Annotated in this window: 16 protein-coding genes; 11 read left to right on the forward strand and 5 right to left on the reverse strand. The window is 71.5% G+C overall.

Annotated features, from left to right (window positions below; genetic code table 11):
- From ACFYZS_RS05530 to ACFYZS_RS05540, 3 genes are read right to left on the reverse strand one after another with little or no spacing between them, the layout of a single operon-like run.
- On the reverse strand, nt 1–192 hold the full coding sequence (locus tag ACFYZS_RS05530) for a ferredoxin (RefSeq protein WP_383512423.1): 192 nt from the start codon (nt 190–192) through the stop codon (nt 1–3).
- Nucleotides 189–1,529, reverse strand: coding sequence for an NADH-ubiquinone oxidoreductase-F iron-sulfur binding region domain-containing protein (locus ACFYZS_RS05535; protein ID WP_389007112.1), 1,341 nt, complete (start codon nt 1,527–1,529; stop codon nt 189–191). Before ACFYZS_RS05535 ends, ACFYZS_RS05530 begins: the two co-directional genes overlap by 4 nt.
- Entirely contained in the window at nt 1,526–1,963 is a 438-nt protein-coding gene (locus ACFYZS_RS05540; protein WP_389007114.1) for a hypothetical protein, read from the reverse strand. The genes ACFYZS_RS05535 and ACFYZS_RS05540 overlap by 4 nt, the downstream gene beginning before the upstream one ends.
- Nucleotides 1,964–2,433: 470 nt before the next feature.
- On the opposite strand from ACFYZS_RS05540, the gene ACFYZS_RS05545 reads away from it, so the two are divergent.
- The 7 genes from ACFYZS_RS05545 to ACFYZS_RS05575 all read left to right on the forward strand — a co-directional run bounded on the left by ACFYZS_RS05545 (nt 2,434) and on the right by ACFYZS_RS05575 (nt 10,616).
- Entirely contained in the window at nt 2,434–3,702 is a 1,269-nt protein-coding gene (locus tag ACFYZS_RS05545) for an aromatic ring-hydroxylating dioxygenase subunit alpha (protein WP_389007116.1), read from the forward strand.
- Between the two features lie 147 nt (nt 3,703–3,849).
- Complete coding sequence (locus tag ACFYZS_RS05550; RefSeq protein ID WP_389007118.1) at nt 3,850–4,980, forward strand: spermidine/putrescine ABC transporter substrate-binding protein; 1,131 nt, start codon at nt 3,850–3,852, stop codon at nt 4,978–4,980.
- Between the two features lies 1 nt (nt 4,981).
- Nucleotides 4,982–5,926, forward strand: coding sequence for an ABC transporter permease (locus ACFYZS_RS05555; RefSeq protein ID WP_389007120.1), 945 nt, complete (start codon nt 4,982–4,984; stop codon nt 5,924–5,926).
- Complete coding sequence (locus tag ACFYZS_RS05560) at nt 5,923–6,759, forward strand: ABC transporter permease (RefSeq protein WP_389007122.1); 837 nt, start codon at nt 5,923–5,925, stop codon at nt 6,757–6,759. The genes ACFYZS_RS05555 and ACFYZS_RS05560 overlap by 4 nt, the downstream gene beginning before the upstream one ends.
- A 5-nt stretch (nt 6,760–6,764) precedes the next feature.
- Nucleotides 6,765–7,856 carry an ABC transporter ATP-binding protein gene (locus ACFYZS_RS05565; RefSeq protein WP_389007124.1) on the forward strand — a complete coding sequence of 364 codons (1,092 nt, stop codon included), beginning with the start codon at nt 6,765–6,767 and terminating at the stop codon, nt 7,854–7,856.
- Between the two features lie 26 nt (nt 7,857–7,882).
- Nucleotides 7,883–9,199, forward strand: a complete 1,317-nt coding sequence (locus ACFYZS_RS05570; RefSeq protein WP_389007126.1) for a flavin monoamine oxidase family protein — start codon at nt 7,883–7,885, stop codon at nt 9,197–9,199.
- A complete protein-coding gene (locus ACFYZS_RS05575; RefSeq protein ID WP_389007128.1) occupies nt 9,192–10,616 on the forward strand; it encodes an aminobutyraldehyde dehydrogenase in 1,425 nt (474 codons plus the stop codon). Before ACFYZS_RS05570 ends, ACFYZS_RS05575 begins: the two co-directional genes overlap by 8 nt.
- A 110-nt stretch (nt 10,617–10,726) precedes the next feature.
- Here ACFYZS_RS05575 and ACFYZS_RS05580 read toward each other — a convergent pair whose 3' ends face one another.
- Complete coding sequence (locus ACFYZS_RS05580; RefSeq protein WP_389007130.1) at nt 10,727–11,509, reverse strand: DUF4253 domain-containing protein; 783 nt, start codon at nt 11,507–11,509, stop codon at nt 10,727–10,729.
- Between the two features lie 50 nt (nt 11,510–11,559).
- Nucleotides 11,560–17,775, reverse strand: coding sequence for an RHS repeat-associated core domain-containing protein (locus tag ACFYZS_RS05585; RefSeq protein ID WP_389007131.1), 6,216 nt, complete (start codon nt 17,773–17,775; stop codon nt 11,560–11,562).
- Nucleotides 17,776–18,243: 468 nt separating this feature from the next.
- Between ACFYZS_RS05585 and ACFYZS_RS05590 the strand changes: the two genes are divergently transcribed.
- From ACFYZS_RS05590 to ACFYZS_RS05605, 4 genes are all read left to right on the forward strand, one after another.
- Nucleotides 18,244–18,723 (forward strand): AbfB domain-containing protein, encoded by a 480-nt coding sequence (locus tag ACFYZS_RS05590; RefSeq protein ID WP_389007133.1) that lies wholly within the window; start codon nt 18,244–18,246, stop codon nt 18,721–18,723.
- 145 nt (nt 18,724–18,868) lie between these two features.
- Complete coding sequence (locus ACFYZS_RS05595; RefSeq protein ID WP_389007135.1) at nt 18,869–19,621, forward strand: TetR/AcrR family transcriptional regulator; 753 nt, start codon at nt 18,869–18,871, stop codon at nt 19,619–19,621.
- 145 nt (nt 19,622–19,766) lie between these two features.
- Nucleotides 19,767–20,081, forward strand: coding sequence for a hypothetical protein (locus ACFYZS_RS05600; protein WP_389007137.1), 315 nt, complete (start codon nt 19,767–19,769; stop codon nt 20,079–20,081).
- Between the two features lie 9 nt (nt 20,082–20,090).
- Nucleotides 20,091–21,164: a M14 family metallopeptidase gene (locus tag ACFYZS_RS05605; protein ID WP_389007139.1), complete on the forward strand. Its 1,074-nt coding sequence runs from the start codon at nt 20,091–20,093 to the stop codon at nt 21,162–21,164.
- Nucleotides 21,165–21,236 lie beyond the last annotated feature (72 nt).

The following is a 21,236-nucleotide window of genomic DNA, read 5'->3' on the forward strand; positions in this document are numbered from 1 at the left end:
TCATCCCTCCAGCCGGAGGGCCGAGTTGGGGCAGCTGTCGGCGCAGGCGCGGGCGGTGTCCTCGGCGCCCTCGGGGACGTCGAGGGCGATGGGCTTCGCGTAGCCCCATTCGTCGAGTTCGACCAGGTCGGGTGCGTGTTCCTGACACAGTCCGTAGCCCTGGCAGCGGGTGGAGTCCAGCAGGAGTTTCACGGCGTTCCTTTCAGCGCGGGCTGCGCGGGGTACGTGGGCGGTGGCGTGCGCGGGGCCGCTGCCGGCGCGGGCACCCTGGTCCGGCCGGGAGGCCCTGCGACCTCCGGCACGGCCACGGTGAGCCGGCGGCGGCCGTCGGCGGGTTCGGCGGCCGAGCACAGGGGGCACGGCGCGGCGAGATGGGAACGGACCAGCAGGGGGAAGGAGCGGAGCAGGCTGCCCGCGATGGCGGCTGCGGCATCGAGCAGTCCGCAGGCCCCGCGTCCGGGCAACCCCTGTGACCAGCGGTGCAGGCTGTCGGCGGTGTCCGGGCCCGCGGTCGCGCCGGCGAGCGAAGCGAGGGCGTTGCCGACGGCGGCGGTGCCGGAGACGCAGACCCCGCACTGGCGTGCGCTCTCGGCCGCGAGGTGGCCCGCCGCGTCGGCGGCGGTGGTCACCGGGCAGCAGCCGGGGGTGAGGAAGCGGATCGCCCCGCAGCCCAGCGCGGTGCCCGCGGCGGTGAGCGCGCCGGGTTCGAGGGGCAGGTCCAGGGCCGGGGCGTCGACGAGGCCGCCGAACAGACCGCCCATCAGGGCTCCGGCCGCGTCGGGGGTCCCGTGGCGCGCCGCCAGGGCGCGCAGCGCGATGCCGTAGCGGACTTCGGTGAGCACCGGTGCGCCCGGGCCGCCGGACAGCGTCACCAGCGTGTGGCGGGCGACGGCGTACCGCAGGTCGGGGTGGGCGGCGGTGAGTGCGATCCGGGCGAGCGTCTCGACGTTGGAGACCAGGGTGGGCGCGCCGCCGACCCCCCGTTCGTACGGGCGGGGCGGTTTGGCGGCGGGCAGTGCCGGTCCGCCGTCGATCCTGCGGACCACCGCCGTCTCCTCCCCGGCGACGTAGGTGTGGGCGGTCTCGACGACCTCGACGGGCAGCGGCGGCGGGTGTTCGGCGAGCGCCCGGCGCACGCTCTCGCCCGCGGCCGGGTCCGAGAGGTATACGAAGCCGCGGACGGCGCCGGTGACCTCGGCGGCGCGGGCGAGCCCGTCGAGGACCAGGTGGGGGCGGGCCCGCAGCAGCCAGCGGTCCTTGGCCGAGCCGGGTTCGCCCTCCTCGCCGTTGGCGACGACGACGGGGGCGCCGCCGCGGTCGCGTACGGAGCGGAGTTTGACGGCGGTGGGGAATCCGGCCCCGCCGCGGCCGCGCAGCCCCGAGGCGGTGAGGTGGGCCAGCAGTTCGTCCGGGCCGGTTCTCCCCCCGTAGCCGCCGGTGGCACGGTAGGCGTCGGCGCTCTCCGCGGTGTCGGGCGCCGTCCCGAGGACGGTGCCGGGCTGCGCTGCCGGCAGTCGGATCACGGTCATCGGCTGCCTCCTTTGCGGGTGGGGGTGCGCTGGGCGCGCAAGGTGTGTACGGCGCTTTCCAGGGCGGTGCGGTCGACCGCCGTGTGGCGGTATCCCGGTCCCGGGAGGCCGATGAGCATGCGGTGGTGGTCGAGGACGACCTCGGCGGCGAGGAGGGCGGCGTCCGGGTCGCCCGGCCTGTTTCCGGCGGCGACGCCGGTCACCAGTTCGGTGACTTCGGCCAGGTAGCGGAGCCAGCTGCGCCGGCTGCCGCGCAGGATCAGGCGCTCCACGCGGCGCTGCTCGGCGGCTGCCAGGTCTTGTGGCCGGACCGCGGTTGCGCGGCGCGAGGAGGCCCGCAGGGCGGCGACCGCCGAGGGGAGCTCCCGCTCGGGCTCGGGGGTGAGTCCGAGCCAGTCCAGACCGAGCCAGTACGGACGCCGACGACCGCTCATGCGTGCCTCCGGGAGGTGGGGTGGCGCCGCTGCCCGGAGCCCGGCACGGGCCGTGGGCGCGGTGGGTGGTCCTGCGGCCCGCCGCGGCGGTCGCCTGGTGGCGGGGCGCCTGGTGGCGGGGCGCCTGGTGGCGGGGCGGCGGGAACGGGGGGTGCGGGCCCGGCGGGGCGGGCGGGACCGCCCGGGTCGCGGCCGCACCGTGAGCAGGACGGGGGCGGGAGCAGTGCCGGGACGGTGACAGGAAAGCACGTTTGCTGACCGGTCGGTCAGGCAAGAATCACGCTAGCTGACCGATCGGTCAGTGAACAAGTCTTGACCCGGTGGAAATCAGCCAGCAATCTGACTGTCCAATCGGTCAGCCAGGTCCCGGCTTCCCGCCCCGACCGCCTGCCCACCACTGGGTCGCCTCGTCACCGAAGTCATCGAACGCCGACACCGATCGCCGCACGAGCGGCACGGAGGAGTCACCGATGCAGTCCAGAGCTCCCGAAACACCGGTCGGCCGTACGGGCCGATCCGACCTCTCCGGCCCGCCGGGCCGCGCCGCCGGGCCGGACCGGCCGGCCCGCGACGCCCCCCGCACGCAGCCCGCCGACGCCCCGGGGCCCGCCCTCCCCGCGCGCTACTACACCGATCCCGCCACCGCCGCCGCCGAGACCCGGGACGTCTTCGCCAAGTCGTGGCAGCTCGTCTGCCACGAGTCCGACCTGCCGGACCCGGGCGCCCGGCTCGCCGCCACCGTCGCGGACCGCGAGGTCCTGGTGGTCCGCACCGAGGACGGCGGCCTCGCCGCCCACCTCAACGTCTGCCGCCACCGCGGCACACGCCTGGTCGCCGCGCCCGAACCGGCCGGGAAGGCGATCCGCTGCCCCTACCACGGCTGGACGTACCGCCTCGACGGAACCCTGGTCGGCGCCCCCGAGGCGCGCCAGATCCCCTGCCTCGACAAGCCGAAGCTGGGGCTCTTCCCGGCCCGCGTCGAATCCTTCCTCGGCTTCGTCTTCGTCAACCTCGACCTGGACGCCGTACCGCTGGCCGAGAGCTGCGCGGGCCTCGCGGAGGCGGTCGGCCACTACGCCGACGCCGACCTGGTGCCCGTCGGCCGCGCCCGCATCCACGACCTGGCCGGCGCCGAAGTGCAGGAAGCCAACTGGAAGGTGGCGGTCGACAACTACCTGGAGGGCTACCACGTCCCGGTGGCCCACCCCGGACTGATGCGGCTGCTCGACTACCAGGGCTACACCTGCGACATCCAGGAGTCCTACGCGCTGTTCGCCTCGCCGCTGCGCGAGAAGCCGTCCTCGAACTGGGCCGAACGCCTCTACCAGCGCATCGCCGCACCCATGCCCGGCCTCGCCGAAGCGGACCGCCGGGTCTGGCGGTATGCGGTCGTCTACCCGAACACCCTCATCGACTTCTACCCCGACCACGTGCTGGCCTGGACCGCCATCCCGACGGCGGTCGACCGCGTGGCGGTGCCGGGCGCGTTCTACACCCGCCGCGGCACCGGGCTGCGCACCCGCCTGGCCCGGCGCCTGAACATCCACATCGGCTGGATCACCAACGACGAGGACGCCGAGCTCGTCGCCCGCGTGCAGAAGGGGCTCTCCACCCCCGGGTTCGAGCCCGGCCCGCTGTCCCGCCGGGAGTCGGCGGTCGGCTGGTTCGCCGGCCGCATCCGGGCCGACCTCGACGGCCCCGAAGCCGAGGCCGTGGCCGAAGCCGACGCCGAGGCGTAGGCCGCCGCCGCCCGTACGCCACCGCACGAAGCCGTCCGCGCACGCGAGCGGCCGTACGCCCCGCCACCCGCGCCCACCACGCACGACCGGGCCCCGACGCACCGCTCGTTCCCGCCGTCCCCCCGCGGCCCTACGGAGAGGACCCCCATGTCCCCCGAGGCACTCCCCCCGACCAGACGCGCGTTCCTCCGCGCCGGAACCACCGCCGCCCTCGCCCTCACCGCCGCAGGCTGCGGATTCGCCTCCGCCGGCGACCCGGACGCAAAGGCCACCACCGGAGCACCCATCGACGTCAAGGTCGACGGCGACCTCGTCTACTTCAACTGGGCCGACTTCGTCGACCCCGCCGTCTTCGAAGGCTTCCAGAAGGAGTACGGCGTCAAGGTCGTGCAGTCGAACTACGACTCCATGGAGGGCATGGCCGCCAAACTCAACGCCGGCAACCACTACGACATCATCTTCCCCACCGCGAAATGGGCGCAGCGCCTCGCCACCGCCGGCCGGCTGCGCGCCATCGACCACTCCCGGCTGCGCAACGCCGAAGCCGTGTACGGCGGTTACGACTACTTCAGCGACCCCTGGTACGACCCGCGCTCCGCGCACACCGTGCCCTTCACCATGTACAAGACGGGCATCGGCTGGCGCAGGGACCGGCTCGGCGATCTGACCGGCTCCTGGGAGGACCTGTGGAACGACCGGGCCAAGGGCAAGGTCTTCCTCCTCGACGACCGCGACGAGGTCCTCGGCATGGGCGCGCTCAAACTCGGCCTCGGCCTCACGACGGGCGACCGGGGTGAACTCGCCCGCGTCACCGACACGCTGCGCTCGCTGCGCCCCCGACTGCGCGGCTTCTCCAGCGACAGCTACAACAACCTGCTCAACGGCAATGCCGACATGACCCAGGCGTGGAGCGGTGACATGGCCGCCATGCTCGCCCAGGCCGAGGATCCGACCGTCTTCGGCTTCGAAGTCGCCCGCGAGGGCGCGCCCGTCAACTCCGACTGCTACGCCATACCCGCCGACGCGCAGCACCCCGGCACGGCGATGCTCTTCATCGACTACATGCTCCGGCCGGAGAACGTGAAGAAGAACATCGAGTACATCGGCTATCCCATGCCGGTGCGCGGTACCGAGGACACGTACGCCGCCCTCGTCGAGCCGTTCCCGCAGTGCCTGGTGACCGCCGACGACCTCAAGGCCGACCTCTTCTTCCGCAACGGCGACGCGCGCGGCGAACGGGCCCGCGACGCCGCCTGGACCGACGTGAAGGCGGGCTGACGTGCCACAGGACAGCCCGCCCCGGGCCCCGCGGAAGACCCCTCCCCGGACCGCGCCCCGGACCGCGCCGCAGAGCCCCGCCCCGGTCCGGCCCCACAAGCAGCCGCGGCTGTGGACCTGGCTCCTGCTCCCCGGCACCCTCTGGATGAGCGGCTTCCTCGTGGCCTCGCTCCTGCTGGTGGCCACCCTCGCGCTCGGCACCACCGATCCGCTCGGCAACCCGCGCTTCGGCCTCAACTTCGACAACCTCGCCGCCCTGGCCGACGCGGCCTACAGCACGGTCCTGCTGCGCTCCCTCGGCTACGCGCTGATCACCTGCCTCGTCTGCCTGGCCGTCGCGTACCCGGTCGCCTACGTCATCGCCCTGCACGGCGGACGCTTCAAGAACCTGCTGATCGCCGCGATCGTCGTCCCGTTCTTCGCCAACTACCTGGTGCGGATGTACGGCTGGTCCGTCGTCCTGTCCGACGACGGGCCGCTGCTGAAGGCCCTGCGGGCGATCGGGATCGCCGACGGCGACACCAAGATCCTCCAGACCGGGGCCGGCGTCATCGCCGGACTCGTCTACGGCTTCGTCGTCTTCATGATCATCCCGTTGTACGCGGCGATGGAGCGCATGGACACCTCGCTCATCGAGGCCGGCCGCGACCTCTACGGCGGACCCCTGCGCACCTTCCTCTTCGTCACCGTCCCCGCCACCCGGCAGGGAGCGGCCGCCGGCTGCGTCCTCGTCTTCCTGCCCGCCATGGGCGACTTCGTCAGCGCCCAGCTCATGGGAGGACCCGACCAGATCATGATCGGCAACCTGATCCAGGACAAGTTCTTCCAGGGCCAGAACTGGCCGCTCGGCTCGGCTCTGACCATGCTGCTGATGGCCGTCCTGTTCGTCGGGATGCTCGGCTACCTGCGGCGCACCCGCAAGGACGAGGCGGAGGCCGCCCGATGAGCACCGTATTGCGCCGCCGGCGCGGAGCCGAGCGCAAGCCCCGCTTCGCCATCGCGGTCACCGCCGTCTTCTTCGCCCTCCTCTACCTCCCCGTCGGCGTCGTCGTCCTGTTCTCCTTCAACTCGCAGAAGTCCCTCACCGTCTTCCACGACTTCAGCCTCCGCTGGTACACGGAGTTCTTCCACGACCACGTGCTCCTCGACTCGCTCGGCATGAGCCTGCGGGTCTCCCTGGTCGCCATGGCCGGCTCGCTCGTCCTCGGTGTGGCCCTGGCCCTGGGCCTCGTCCGCAGCCGCAGCCGCCTCGGCTCCTTCGCCGGCCTGATCATGCTCGTCCCGCTGATCACACCGGAGATCGTCACGGGCGTCGCCGCGATGCTCCTCTTCAAGGGCCTCGGCATCACCCTGTCCACCACCACCGTGATGCTCGCCGAGATCACCTTCTCCATCTCCTACGTGACGGTCATCCTCCGCTCCCGGATCGCCGCCCTCAACGCCGAGGTCGAAGAAGCCGCGATGGACCTCGGCGCCACCCGCCGCCAAGCACTGCGACTGGTCACCCTGCCCGCACTGCTCCCCAGCATCCTCGCCTCGGCGGTGCTGATCTTCGCCCTCGTCTTCGACGACTTCGTCCTCGCCTACTTCACCACCGGCGTCGACCCGCAGCCGCTGTCGGTACGCATCTACTCGGCGATCAGGTTCGGCGTGCAGCCCACCATCAACGCCGTCGGCACCCTGATGCTGGCCGGATCCATCGGCCTCATCGTCCTCGCACTCGCCATCCCCCGCCTGTTCGGGCGGCGCGGCGGCCTCGACCTGCTCTCCGGGAAGTGACAGCCATGCACCCGACCCCCGTGTTCCCGACCCCCGCCGTCCGGCTCGACCACGTCGCCAAGCAGTACCCCGGCACCGACGCGTACGCCGTTCACGACGTCGTACTCGACATCGCCCAGGGCGAGTTCTTCTCCCTGCTCGGCCCCTCCGGCTGCGGCAAGACCACCCTGCTGCGGATGATCGGCGGCTTCGCCGACCCCAGCGCGGGCAGCGTCCTGCTCGGCGGCCAGGACGTGACCGGCCTGCCGCCCCACAAGCGGGACGTCAACACCGTCTTCCAGAGCTACGCCCTCTTCGACCACCTCTCGCTCGCGGACAACGTGGCCTTCGGCCTCAAGCGCAAGGGCGTCGGCCGCACCGAGATCCGCGCGCGGGTCACCGACATGCTCGACCTCGTCCAGCTCGGACACCTGGCGGCGCGCAAACCGGCCACGCTCTCCGGCGGCCAGAAGCAACGGGTCGCGCTCGCCCGGGCCCTGGTCAACCGGCCCCAAGTACTGCTGCTGGACGAGCCGCTGGCCGCACTCGACCTCAAACTCCGCCGCCGCATGCAGGTCGAGCTCAAGCAGATCCAGCGCGAGGTCGACATCACCTTCGTCTTCGTCACCCACGACCAGGACGAGGCGCTGACCATGTCGGACCGCCTCGCCGTCATGAACGACGGCCGCGTCGAGCAGTGCGGAACGCCGGAGGACGTCTACGAGCGCCCCACGAGCCGCTTCACCGCCTCCTTCATGGGCACCTCCAACCTCGTCGCCGGCACCTACCGCTCCGGCCGGGTCGTCCTCGACGACGGGCCCGAACTGCCCGTCGGCCTGCGGCCGGGCGTGGCCGACGGCAGCAGGGTCAACCTGTCGATCCGCCCCGAGAAGATCTGGCTGTCCGACCTGGAACCGGACATGGCCCGCGTCAGCGGGGTCGTCCGGGAGACCGTCTACTGCGGCCCGACGACCACCTACCTCATCGAGCTGGCCCCCGGCGTCACGGTGTCCGTACTCGAACAGAACACCGTCCGCTCCCGGATGGAGGACCGCTGGAGCGGCGGCGAGAGCGTCGAGGTCGGTTGGAAGCCCGAACACTGCCTGGTCCTGGACTGACGAAGCTCCGACCGAAGGAACACCCCATGAACCACGATGTCATCGTGCTCGGCGCCGGCCTGGCCGGCCTCGCCGCGGCTCGCGACCTCGCCGCCGGCGGAGCGGACGTCCTCGTCGTCGAGGCCCGGGACCGGGTCGGCGGCCGCGTCGAACAGACCCGCCTCCCCGACGGCCGCCTCGTCCAGCTCGGCGGAGAGGTCGTCGGCCGCGCCCACACCGCCTACACCGCGCTCGTCGCGGAGCTCGGCCTCACCCTCACCCCCAGCTACGTCGCCGAGCCCGGCGCCCTCACCCGCGCCACCCCGGAGGGCGTCAGCGCCGGCGACCCGCCCCACTGGTTCGGCCCCGGCGACGAGGCCTGCCACCTGAAGGCCACCGCCGCCTTCTGCGCACTCGCCGAATCCGTCGACCCGCACGACCCCTGGGCCCACCCCGACGCCACCACCCTCGACCGGCTCTCCGTCGGCGACTGGCTGCGCGCCCAGGGGGCGACCCCGGCGGTCGTACGGCTGTGGGAGATCGGCCAGCTCGCCCTCGCCGACGGCTCCTGGGAACGCACCTCCCTGCTCGCCGCCCTGCGCAAGCACGCCGCCGTGCCGGGCTCCGGCCAGTACGACTACGAGGCGTGGGAGGGCCTGCGGGTGGCCGAGGGCTCCGCCACGGTGGCCCTGCGCATGGCCGCGGCCCTCGGCGGCCGCGTACGCACCGGCGCGCCCGTCGAGGCCGTCGCGATACGCCGGCCGGGCCGCTGCACCGTACGGCTCGCCGGCGGCGAGACCCTCACGGCTGGCGCCGTCGTCAGCGCCCTGCCCGTCGGCCCGCTCCGCTCGGTCACCGTCACCGGGGTCTCCGAGGAGCGGCTCGCCTCCCTGCACCGCCAGCGCCAGGCGCTCGCCGCGAAGTTCGTCGCCGCCTACGACCGGCCGTTCTGGCAGGACCGCGGCCGCAGCGGACTCTCCGAATGCGAAGGGCTCCTCGGCAGCACCTGGCCGCAGGGCGACGGCATCCTCTCCGCCCTCGTACCGCCCGAGAGGCTGGCCGTCCTGCTCGGCGCCCCCGCCGGGCTGCGGACCGGTGAACTGCTGGACGACATCGCCCGCCTCTACGGAGACGAGGCCCACCGGCCGATCGCCTCCTACATCCGGATGTGGGGCACCGACCCGTGGACCCAGGGGTACGTCACCCAGTGGACCCCCGGCGACGTCACGGCCGTCGGCCCCCTCCACGGCACCCACGAACCGCCCTTCTACGTCTGCGGCTCCGACCAGTGGGTCGCCGGCTACATGGAGGGCGCCGTACGCACCGGGCGCGACGCGGCCGGGGAGGCGCTGCGCCGTGGCTGACACCGACACCGTGCACAACCACATCGCGGGCGCGGACCGGCCCGCCGCCTCGGGCGAGACGATGGAACTGGTCGACCCGGCCACCGGACGGGTCCACCGCCACGCGCCGCGCTCCGGCCCGGCCGACACGGACGCCGCGTGCCGGGCCGCCGCCGCGGCGTACGGGCACTGGTCCACGACCACCCCGGCCGCCCGGCAGCGCGCCCTGCTCGCCGTCGCCGACGCCATCGAGGAGCACGCGGAGGCCCTGGTGGCGGCCGAGACCGGCGACACCGGCAAACCGGCCCGCCTGTTCAGGGACGACGAGCTGCCCGCGATCGTCGATTCCGTACGCTTCTTCGCCGGCGCCGCGCGGAACCTGCCGGGCTCTGCCGCCGCCGAGTACACCGAAGGCCGCACCTCGGTGCTGCGCCGCGAACCGGTCGGGGTCTGCGCCCAGATCACCCCGTGGAACTACCCGCTGATGATGGCGGTGTGGAAGATCGCCCCGGCGATCGCCGCGGGCAACACGACGGTACTCAAGCCCGCCGACAGCACGCCCTCCTCGGCCGCGCTCCTGGCCCGCATCGCGGCGGCGCACCTGCCGCCGGGCGTGCTCAACGTGGTCTGCGGCGACCGCGACACCGGCCGCGCGCTCACCGCCCAGCCCGACGTCGCCCTCGTCGCGGTCACCGGCAGCGTGCGGGCCGGCCGCGAGATCGCGGCCGCCGCGGCCGCCGGCCTCAAACGCGTGCATCTGGAGCTCGGCGGCAACGCCCCGGTCCTCGTGCACGACGACGTGGACGTCGAGGAGACCGCCGCCGCCCTCGCCGCGGTCGCCTTCTACAACGCGGGCCAGGACTGCACCGCCCCCACCCGGCTCCTGGTCCACCACCGGGTCCACGACGCCTTCCTCGGCGCCTTCGCGGCCGAGGCGGCCCGGCTGCGGACGGGCGGCCCGGAGGCGGCGGAGGCCGACTTCGGGCCGCTCAACAACGCCGCCCAGCTCGCGTCGGTGCAGGGCCTGCTCGGCCGGCTGCCGGACCACGCCCGGATCGTCACCGGTGGCCGCCGGCTGCCGCGGGACGGCTTCTTCCACGAGCCGACCGTCGTCGCCGGGGTGCGGCAGGAGGACGAGATGGTGCAGGAGGAGATCTTCGGGCCCGTGGTGACCGTGCAGTCCTTCGCGGACGAGGCGCAGGCGCTGCACCTGGCGAACGACGTCCGCCACGGCCTCGCCGCCAGCGTGTGGACCGCGGACCACGACCGCGCGATGCGCGCGACCCGCGCGCTCCACACCGGCATCGTCTGGGTGAACACGCACGGCACGACGGTCTCCGAGATGCCCCACGGCGGGGTCAAGCACTCGGGCTACGGCAGCGACCTCTCGCTGGCGGGCCTCTTGGACTACACCCAGGTCAAACACGTCATGCTGTGACCCGCTGACCGTGCGGTCCGCCCCGGCGGCCCGCTCTCACGCTCCTGGAACGCCCGGGGCCCGGCGGAAGGATTCCGCCGGGCCCCGGGTATCCGGTTGGTTCGGTTGGTTCAGTCCCAGGTGAACTGCCAGGTGCCGCGTCGGGTCTGGCGGTTGGCCCAGGAGGTGGTGTCGTTGCCGTCCGGGCAGTACGCGTACTGCTCGATCGCCGTCGCCGCCACCGCCAGCGGGTCCCGCGGCGGGTGGGCGACGTCGAGCAGCAGTGTCCGGTCGGAGAGGTACATCAGCTCGGCTCCGAACCGGTCCTGCCAGGCGTGCAGGAAGGCCGCGTGGTCGGAGTCCAGCATCGGGCGGCCGTCCGGTCCGTGCTCCCAGGAGGGTGCGTACGGGTACCCCGGCAGGATCCCGGGTACCGACCAGCCCCCCGCCCCGCCGGTCTCGACCAGGCACAGCCACTCGGGCCGGAAGTCGGTGACCTGGGCGGGCTCCGGCTGCCCGGAGATCTCCGCGGCGAGCCGCTCCGGGTCGAAGTCGGCCCGCCATGCCTCGGCCTCGTCCTCGTCCTCCGCATAAGCGAGGGACGCGGTGAGGGCCGCGGCGGTGATCTCCGCGACGATCTCGTGGGGCGCCGTGTCCGCCCGCGGGTCGTGGATGTCCGGCTCGGCAGGGCTGCCGGCCACCAGGGCCGACGGAGGCAGCGCGCTGAGCAGGGGGTGGAACCCCGTGTCCCGGCGCAGGGCCAGCAGGCCCCGCCATGCGGACTCGGCTTCGCCCCGGGTCAGCTGCCGGCCCAGGACTCTGGCCCCCGAACGTGCGCGCGCCTGCTCCACCCCGGCGGCGGGAACGGCGAACCCGGCCGTCCGCAGGATCTCGGTGATGCGGTGGCTGTCCATGTCGTGCTGCTTCCTTCGGTCGTCCGTCGGCGTACTGGTGGCCGGCCCGATCAGCGCAGGTCCTCGGTGAAGTCGTAGTCGTCACCGATGATGCGGACGCTGGTGAGCCCGGTGGGCTTCTGCTTCGAGACCCTCACCGAGTTCACGGCGGACCTCGCCATGTCCTCGTCGTGGTCGCGGAGCCGGACGATCACGGCGTCCGCCCCCTGCGTCCAGCCGCTCTGGATCTCCTTCACGATCGAGTTGCGCGCGTTCTTCCCCTGGGGTGACAGGTCCTTGAACTCCGTACGGATTCCGTCGACCCAGGCGTCGAACGAACCGACGCCACCGGGTGCCCATCGGTCCGGAGTCCGCCCCTCGCCCCGGGCCACCACGTGATGGCCCTCCTCCGCGAGCTTCCACGCTATCTCGAACTCCTGGTCGTTGAAGGCGAGCGGCACGTCCTTGCCCTTGGGCTCCTGGCCCGCCCAGGTCCACGACTCGTCGATCCGGCTGAGGATCTTCTTGATGTGGTCGTCCATGCCCTCGGTGAGCTCGACACCGAAGAAGTCGATGCCGTTCTCCTGGGTGTAGTTGCTCCAGGCACAGGCGAACTTGGTGTCCCGGCAGTAGTGCTTGTTGGCGTCCCGCATGTCGTCGAGACCCTCGCCGACCTCGAACTTCTCCAGCACCCAGATCTCGAAGAACCGCCGTTCTCGCTGCTTGTGCGCCAGCTTCTGGCTGAGCCGGACCTGCTGCTGTGCGTGGTCCTCCTCGGCGTGGGTGAGGGTCTTCTCGAAGGGCTTCCCCGAGTGGTCCTTGGTGTCGACGTCCCAGCCGTTGGAGGTGTATCGGCAGATGTAGCCGGCTTCCATGCACTCCGTCGGCTTGAGGCCGTCGGGGTCCGAGAGGTTGACCGGGTTGTTGTTGGAGTACGTGTACCCGTGCTGCTGCTGCGGGTCGGCCAGGTCCATGATCGGGTCGACGGAGACGAAGCGGCCGATGGCCGGGTCGTACTCGCGGGCGCCGAGATGGGTCAGGCCGGTGTCGCCGTCCTTGGTGCCGCCGACGAACCCCTTCTCCCCGGTCCAGGCCGCCGGCTGGGTGCCGCGGGCCTCGCCGAAGATGCCGGTCTTGCGGCGGACCACGGTCTGGGCGGCGTCCGCCGAGACCTGGGTGGAGCCGGTGCCGTGGTGGTCGTTGAAGACGAAGGTCAGCTTGCCGCCGGTGCGCAGGGCCACGGTCTGGCCCGCCACCGAGTAGTAGCGGGTGCCGGTGACGGTGGTGCCGGCCTTGTCGAGCTTGAGCTCGTTGCCGCCGGGCAGGTAGAGGGTGGTGCCGGTCGAATCCTTGCGGAGCAGTCGGCCGCCCTCGGCGTCGTACAGGTAGCTGCTGGTCTTCGTCCCCTGGACGACCGAGGCCAGATGGCCTTCGTCGTCCCACTTCAAGGTCTGCTGGGCAGCCGGGCCGATCTTGCGGGTCTCGGTGTTGCCCGCGGCGTCGTAGGTGAAGACCTCCTCGTGCGGGTCGGTGCCGGTCTGGGTGACCTTGGGCAGGTTGTGCTTGCCGGCGCCCGGATCGGCGTAGGTGCGGACCGTGTCGGCCGCCGGGCCGGAGGCCGTCTTGTGCTTGGTCTCCGTCTTGCGGTTGCCGACCGCGTCGTAGGTGTACGAGGTCCAGTAGGCGTCCGGCCCGCCGACGACGGAAGCGGCGGGCGCCGCGGCGCACGACTCGCCGGTGTTGGTCCAGGCCTCGGTCACCCGGCGCAGGGCGTCCTGCTTGAAGCACTGGGTGTCGGTGGTACGGCCGGCGTCCTGCCCGAAGGCCGACGCGATCGAGGTGATGTTGCCTGCGGGGTCGTAGGCGTAGCGGGCGTCCTCGATGCGCTGGGGGGCGGTCTCACGGTCCAGGTAGGAGCGGGTGACCGAGCCGGTGTGCTCGTCGTACTCCCGGCTCACCCACACGTGCCGGGCGAAGTCGCCGTACTCCTGGCGCGTGTTGCGTCCGTAGTGGTCGTAGGTGTTCGCCGAAACGATCGGGTCCACGCCCGCGCCCACGGTGCCGAGCAGGCCGGCGCCGGCGGTGTAGGTGTTGGCGACCTTCTCCGAGGGCAGCCCGCCGGCGGCGGGGTGCTGGACCCACATCACCTGGCCGGTGTTGAGGTTGTAGGAGTTCGTCCACTTGTAGGTGCCGGCCAGCGCGCCCTCGGCCGCCGGGACGGTCACCTGCTGGAGCACCGGCTGGTAGAGGCTGTTGTAGGAGGTCGTCGCGTTCTCGTACGCCTGGCCGTTGATCCAGCGGACGGCCTTCGCGGACCGTCCCTTGCCGTTGGTGGCGGTGTCGTACGTCCACTCCGCGAGGAGGGTGGCCCCCTTCTTCAGCGCGGTCTTGCGACCCAGTTCGTCGTAGTCGGTGTGCAGGGTGGTCTGGCTGCCGTCGGTGACGTCCGTGAGCCGGTCGCCCTGGTCGTAGACGTAGCTCGACGCGCCCTTGTCCGGGTCCTGGAGCCCGAGGAGGCGGCCGCGGACGTCATAGGTGTACGTCCAGGGGACACCCGAGGGGTCCGTCGTGGTCGCGACCCGGCCGCGCTTGTCGTAGGCGTACGTGGAGGTCTGCCCGGCGGAACGGTCCGCGGCGGTGTACTGCTTGTGCGCGACCGTGCGCCCCAGCGCGTCGACCGTGGTGGTCGTGGCGGTGCCGCCCTGCGGCGGAACCACCGTGGTGGTGTCGCCGGTGTACGTGGTGGTCGTGCGCTTGGTCTCGTCGCCGAAGCGCTTGCCGATGACGGCGGTGGGCCGGCCGGCGCCGTCGTACTCGGTGTCCGTGGACGCCGGGTACTTCAGCTCCTGGCCCGTGACCAGGACGGGTTCGGCGGCTCCGGTGGCGTAGAAGGTGCCGGAGGAGCGCCAGGGCAGGCCGCGGGTGTCGTAGAAGGTCTCCGTCACCAGCCGGCCGGATCCGTCGGGCGACGGCTCCTGCGTCTGCCGGCCGCGCAGCAGGCCGTCGGAGAAGGCGTAGGCCGTGCGGTAGGTGGAGTCGTGCCCCAGGGTCTTCGTGGTGGTGACCACGGGACCGTCGTTGCGGACGGTGTATTCGAAGACGTGGTTCGGGGAGTCGGGGTACGTGGTGGCCGAGCGGGTCGGCAGCCAGACCTTGGCGACCCGGCCGAGGGCGTCGTAGGCGGTCGTGGTGATCTTGCCGTTGGCGTCGGTCACCTGGGTGGGCTGGCTCCGCAGCGGATCCAGGACGGTGGTCTCGACGTGGCCCTTGGGATTGGTGACCGCCACCGAGGCGGCGACCTCGCCCGAGGCCGGCGTGTATCCGGTGCGGGTCACCTTGCCGTAGGCGTCGGCCGCGGCGGTCTGCCGTCCGTGGGCGTCGTAGCAGAGCTGCTTGCCGTCCGCGCCGCAGGTGCTGGGGACGCTGGTGATGACGTCGTATCCGTCGCCCTTGCCGTTGATCCGGTCGGTCTTGGTGATCAGGCCGGTGCCGGGGACGGTGCCGAGGGCGCCGCCGTCGTAGAAGGTGCGGACGTCGTTGATGACGTCGCCGGGGCGGCTGACCGCGCTGCCGCAGGGCACGGCGACGGTCTCGATCCGGGCGACGCGGTCGACCATGCCGGTGGCGGTGTTGCGGGCGTAATCGGTGGTGACGCACTGCTCGTCACCGGTCTTGTCCTTGTCCCCGGTGAACGACTCGGTGGCGGTCATGCCGTAGGCGTCGAAGGTGCGGCTGGTCTCGGTGGTGCGCACTCCGCCGCTGACGGTCGTCCGGGTGGACTCCTTCTCGGTGCCGGTCCGGTAGGACACCAGTGCGGGCAGGCCGGGCCGGTTGCGGGTGGCGACCGGCGGTGAGCGCCAGGGGACGGAGGAGGTCGCCGTGACGAGCTTGTTGGTGTCGTCGCCGTTGTAGGTGGCCGTCTCCCGGACCTGGCCGGCGAACTCCGGCCGGTCGGTGACCGCGGCGCCGGCGGAGTCGTTGACCGCGGCGCCGTCGATGCCGCGGAAGTAGCGGGTCTCGCTGAGGGACCTGGGGTCCGAGGCGGCGCCCGTACGCGTCTGGACCCGGCCGTATCCGCGGTTGACGGAGTGGACGCGGTCCTCGGCCTTGGCGAACTCGTCCTCGTTCTTCGCCCAGGCGGCTCCGTCGAGGTAGGAGTAGGAGGTGACCTTGTCCGGGGACGCGGCCAGGTTGTCGCCCTCGACGACCTGGGTGACCACGTACGTGTTGAACCAGTCGAGCTGCGCGGTCTCGCCCTCGAAGGCCCACTTCACCGGGTAGCAGCGCGTGGTGTTCGTCTGGTCCGGCTTCGGCAGGGTCGTCGGGGTGCAGTCCTGCGGGGAGTAGTAGATCCCCGTCGTGCCACCCGTCTCGGTGGTGATCTGCGACATGCGCAGCCGTACGAACGGGGCGAGCCCGTCGCCGGTCTTGTCGACGCGGTTGGCCTTCTGCTCGCCCGCGAACGTCACGGCGGGGAGGGCGACGGTGCCGCCGGCCTTGCCGGTGTGCTGAACGGACTTCAGCCACATGGGAGTGGAGATGCCGTCACCGGCGGGAGGGAAGCTCTGGTCCAGCGTCCAGGTGTCGACGTCCTTGTGCACTCCGCCCGTGAGCACCTTGGTGGTGATCGACTTCAGGCGCATCCGGGACCAGAACGTCGGGGAGAATTGGTCCTTGCACTCCGTCGAACCGTCCTTGCAGAACTGGTCGAAGGGGACGTCGGGCCAGTTCTTGGCGTTGGCCTCGTCGAAGGTGCCGCAGTTCTGCAGGCACCGCTCGTCCACGCCGAAGACGACCTGGCCCATGGGCTTGCCGCCGTAGACGGCGTCGGAGCGCAGGCCGTAGTCGATCCGGTCCAGCCAGCCGCCGCGGATGTAGCGGGTGACGGTGGCCTTCCCGTCCTGGGAGACGTTGCGGCCGTAGTTGTTCGTCTCCTGCTTCCAGTAGTAGGCCATCGCCGCTCCGCCGGGGGCGATGACGTGGTCGAGCTGCCAGCGCCAGGCCTGGTTGCACCAGCCGCCGGCGAAGCTCGCGTTGTAGCAGGGCTCACCGGCCTGGTTGCCGAAGACGGGAACCGTCCACGTGGAGTTCGTGGTCGGCGTCGAGGCGTCCTTCCAGCCGGGGAGGCGGTTCAGGCCGAAGAAGTACTGGGTGCCGTCGGTGCCGGTCACCTTCCAGTGCTCGCCGACGCCGTCGACCCCGGCCGTGCCCTGGTCACCGTTGGCCGCGCCGGTGAGCTTCTCGACCTTCTCCCCGGAATCGGATGCCGGGTGCCAGCCCTTGCCGTTCTCGTAGACCAGCTCGGTGGTCTTGCCGCCGAGGTTGAGGGTGGCGTTGTCGTTGTACCAGCACAGGTCGCCGACCTTGGTCGTGTTGGTACCGCCGGACTTGTCGTCCTCGCAGCCCTTGTACTTGCGTTCGATGTAGCCGGGCTCCCAGCTCCAGCCGTCACCGATCCAGGAGGGCTGGGAGTTGGTGGCGGCGGTCAGGCCGTCCACCGACTGCGAGCTGTAGCCCAGGGAGACGGACGGCTGGGGCCCGCCGGGCACCTGGGGCACCGAAATCGGGTACGTCCAGGAGAAGCCGCCGGTGGAACCGCCGGCGCTCCAGGAACCGGACGGCTGCAGGGACGTGGCCTTGTAGTCGCCGGTGGGACCGGCTGCCTCCGCGGTCGCGGCGAGCACCATGGCGGCCGGGGCCAGCCCGATGCCGGCGGCGAGCTTTCCGCCCTTCACGTCGTTCGTCGTCCGCAGCGGCGTCTGCGTCCGGCACTCCGGCCGCTCCGGAGTGGTCAGCGCGCAGGAGGGCATCCGGACCAGCCGCAGGCGGGCGGCCCAGTCGCCGCCGTAGGCATTGCGGAACCCGTCGTACGCCACCTCGACGGTGACGGGGACGTTGTCCACGAGCGAACCGCCGGGGCGGGCCACGGACAGCAGGAGGCCGTCCACTCCGGCCTTGCGGGCGGTCGCCCGGTCGGCGACCGACACCTTGGCCGCGCCGCCGGCGGGTCGGGCCGCGGCCACGCCGAGGCCCTTCGGGGCGGGCCGATGCGTATCGGGGGTCACGGTCACGGGCAGTGAACCCGCGCGGCCGCCGCGTTCGAGCGGCACCTGCGCGGTGCCGGGCGCCGGCCAGGCGGTCTTCGGCTTGAGGGACCCGGCCGCGGCGTCGGGGCGCTTCTTCCCACCCGACTTCAACGCGGTCACCGGGACGGCCCTCGGCTGCTTGAGCTCCGGCAGCGGAACCCGGTTCCCGGCCTGCGCCGCAACCGCCGCGCCGGGCGACATACCTATCAGGGCAGCAGCGGTCAATACCACTGCGATGCCTCTTTTGCGCGCAAATTTCACGCGTACCCCTCAAAATTTTCGAAAAATATCCGCCGAAGGCTAACAGGGCTGCACCTTGCGCCCTGTTCGGGGTGGGCCCAGGGCGGGGTCGGGAGCCCGCCAGGAGCCGACCGCACCGGGGGCCGGCATCCAAGTGCTTTTCCAGGCACCGGCGTTGCGGCCGAGGTGCCACCGAGCCTCGGGCCCGGCGGTCCACGGCGTTCGCGAAGACGCCTTGAGGGTGGAGGCGTTGTCGAGCTGGCGTTCACGCTGTCGGCAGCGCACGATGGAGGTAGTGCTCTCACCCGGATGGACGCGGGAGAGCGACAGCCTTCTCGGCTCCCACACCAGGATTGGGGTGGTTGATGCCGGTTCAAGCAGTTCATCGCCCGGGCGCCCCAGTGGACGCATCACGACGGGAGAGATGTCGTGGCCACGCTCAAGCTTTCACTCTTTTCGAACAACTTCCCCGATTTCTTCATCATCGATCACAACGGCCTTGTCGACATCGCCAAGATCGAGACCGAAGAAGACCGCCGCAACGCCACGTTCCAGTGGACCGGCACCAGCCTCGCGAGTTTCGGCGGAGAGGGAATGCTGGTACGCGCAGTCGCCCCGATCGGCTTCTGCCTGCACATCGCGACGTTCGACAACTTCCGCATCCACAGCAAGTTCTTCACCGGGATCACGGAGCCCGAGGTCAAGGCCCAGGTCATCGAGGAATCGACGTACATCCTCGAAGCAGCGGAAATCGACCCGAACCAGGCCTCGTTCCGGTCCGTGAAGTTCCCGGAGCGATTCATCCGGCACAGGAACTTCGAACTCTTCGCAGAGACGCTGGAAAGCATTGACGACCTTCAGTCCGCATGCTTCAGGATTGCCCCGCCACTCCATCCGGCCGAATTCTGAGACGTGCCGGTGAGCCCGCCGGGCGGCCGTGGCCGATGCGGCCCCACACCTTCGCCTCATTCCCACACGGACCTATTGGTGCAATAATGGACGAAATTTACTAAGTATCCCTACGCTCGTAGGGACCGCATCCACAGGCCTGGACATGGACGAGCCGGACACCCCCGAGCGGCGCGAGCGGCTGACCCGGCCGCGGGTCCTCGCCGCGGCCGTGGCACTCGTGGACCGGGAGGGGCTCGCGGCGCTGACCATGCGGCGGCTCGCCGCCGACCTGGGCGTCGAGCCCATGGCCATCTACCGGTACACCCCCAGCAAGGAAGCCCTGCTGGACGGCCTGGTCGAGGCCTTCTTCGCCGAGGTCAACGAGCGACTGCGGGCCACGGCCACCACCTGCGCGGGCCCTTCGGCCGACCCGTCCGACGCCTCCGACGCTCCCCCGTGGCGCCTCGAGCTGCGCCGGATCGCCCGCGCCTTCGCCGCCGTCGTACACGCCCACCGCGAGATCCTCTCCGTCGTGGCCACCCGCCCGCTCGCCGTTCCGGTGGCCCGGCGGCCGACGCCGGCCCTCCAGCTGACCGAGCACATCCTCGCCGTGCTCGGACGGGCGGGCTTCGACGACGCCACGGCGCTCAGGATCTACCGCGCCTTCGTGGCATGGAACCTCGGCTGCCTGCTCGTCGACAAGCGCCAGGTGGTCGACGATCCGGACGAGCCGGACCTCCTGCTGCGCCTGGGCCTGCACCGGCTGCCCGCGGCCGAGTACCCCCGCCTGCGTGCGCTGGTGCCGCGGTTCGCCGAGTACGACGACGAGCAGGAGCTGATCGCCGGTCTCGACAGCCTCCTGAGCCGGATGCCCGAGCCGCCTCTTGACTCGTTCTATGACGGAAGCGCACGCTGAGGATACGAGGTACACATCGGGCGTAAACGTACGTAGCAGACTTCGTACCCACTCCGCCCACTCGTCCACTCGTCGTGAGCGCGCCGTCCCCGGCCGGGTCGGCCCGATCGATCCGCAGCCCGACGGCGCCCGAGAGGGGCCCGTCATGCCCACCGACTACACCATCCTGCGTGTCAGCGTCACTGCCAAGGACGCCGACACCCTGCGCACATTGCTGCGCGACTCGCATCCCGACGTCGGCGGCCGCGTTCGCCGGAACCAGGACGGCAGCCTCACCTTCGATGCCTACGTCTCCCCCGAGCAGGCCCAAGGCCTCGCTCGCGAGGGCGTGTCGGTCGAGACGGTCGAGGACGCCACCGCCACCGGCCGCGCCCGCCAGGCCGAGGTGGGCGAAGGAGACCGGTTCGCCCCCGAGGACGCGGTTCCGCAGGGACTCGCCCTCAAGGTGCGGGACATCTAGGAGGCCGCCATGCCGTACCTGAACATCACCGAAGTGGAATCCGGTGTGACCAGCCTGGCCGCCGCGTTCCCGAAGGCCGACCTCATCGAGCTGCCCGAGCCGACCTTCGAGGGACGGACCTGCCACGCCCTGCGCATCGGCACCCACCGCCTGGCTCCGAAGCCCGCCGTCGTCCTGATCGGCGGCGCACACGCCCGCGAGTGGGGCAGCTGCGAGATCCTCGTCAACCTCGCCGCCGACCTGCTGCACGCACACTCCGCCGGTACGGGCCTGGCGTACGGCGGTACGAGCTTCACCTCCGCCCAAGTGCGCACGCTCATGGAGGAGCTCGACGTCGTCGTCTTCCCGCTCGTCAACCCGGACGGCCGGCACTACAGCCAGACCGTCGATCCCATGTGGCGGCGCAACCGCAATCCGGCCCAGTCCGGCGGCGATCCGGCGGCGGTCGGCGTCGACCTCAACCGCAACTACGACCACCTCTTCGACTACCGGACCGCCTTCCACCCGCTCGCCCCCGTACGGGTCTCGGACGACCCGGCCGACCCCAATCAGGTCTACCAGGGTCCCGAGCCCTTCTCGGAGGTGGAGACCCGCAACGTGCGCTGGCTGCTGGACCGGTTCATCCGCACCCGCTGGTTCGTCGACGTCCACAGCTACACCCAGAAGATGCTCTACGTGTGGGGCGACGACCAGAACCAGTCCGTCGACCCGGCCAAGAATTTCCGCAATCCCCTCTTCGACGGCAAGCGCGGCCTGAAGGACGGACTGCTCTACGCCGAGTTCGTCGACGAGGGCGACGCCGACGACTCCGCCGTGCTCGCCGAGCGGTTCTGCGAGGCCCTGAAGGGCGTACGGGGCACGGAGTACACCCCCGAGCCCGCCTTCGACCTGTACCCGACGTGCGGAACCAGCGACGACTACACCTACGCCCGCCACATCCTCTCGGGCGAGGAGGAGGACAAGGTCCTCGCGTTCACGATCGAGTGGGGAACGGCCTTCCAACCGCCGTGGGCCGAGATGAAGAAGATCGTTCTCGATGTCGACGCCGGCCTCGTGCAGTTCTGCCTGACCGCTGCCGCGTAGGACGCCTGATGGCGGGCACGCGTGTGCACCGCTCTCGATTCGTTTTGCCACCCCGCCAAGTCAAGCCTTGGG

It is taken from the genome of Streptomyces sp. NPDC001903 (assembly GCF_042891345.1).
In the GTDB taxonomy this organism is placed as follows: domain Bacteria; phylum Actinomycetota; class Actinomycetes; order Streptomycetales; family Streptomycetaceae; genus Streptomyces.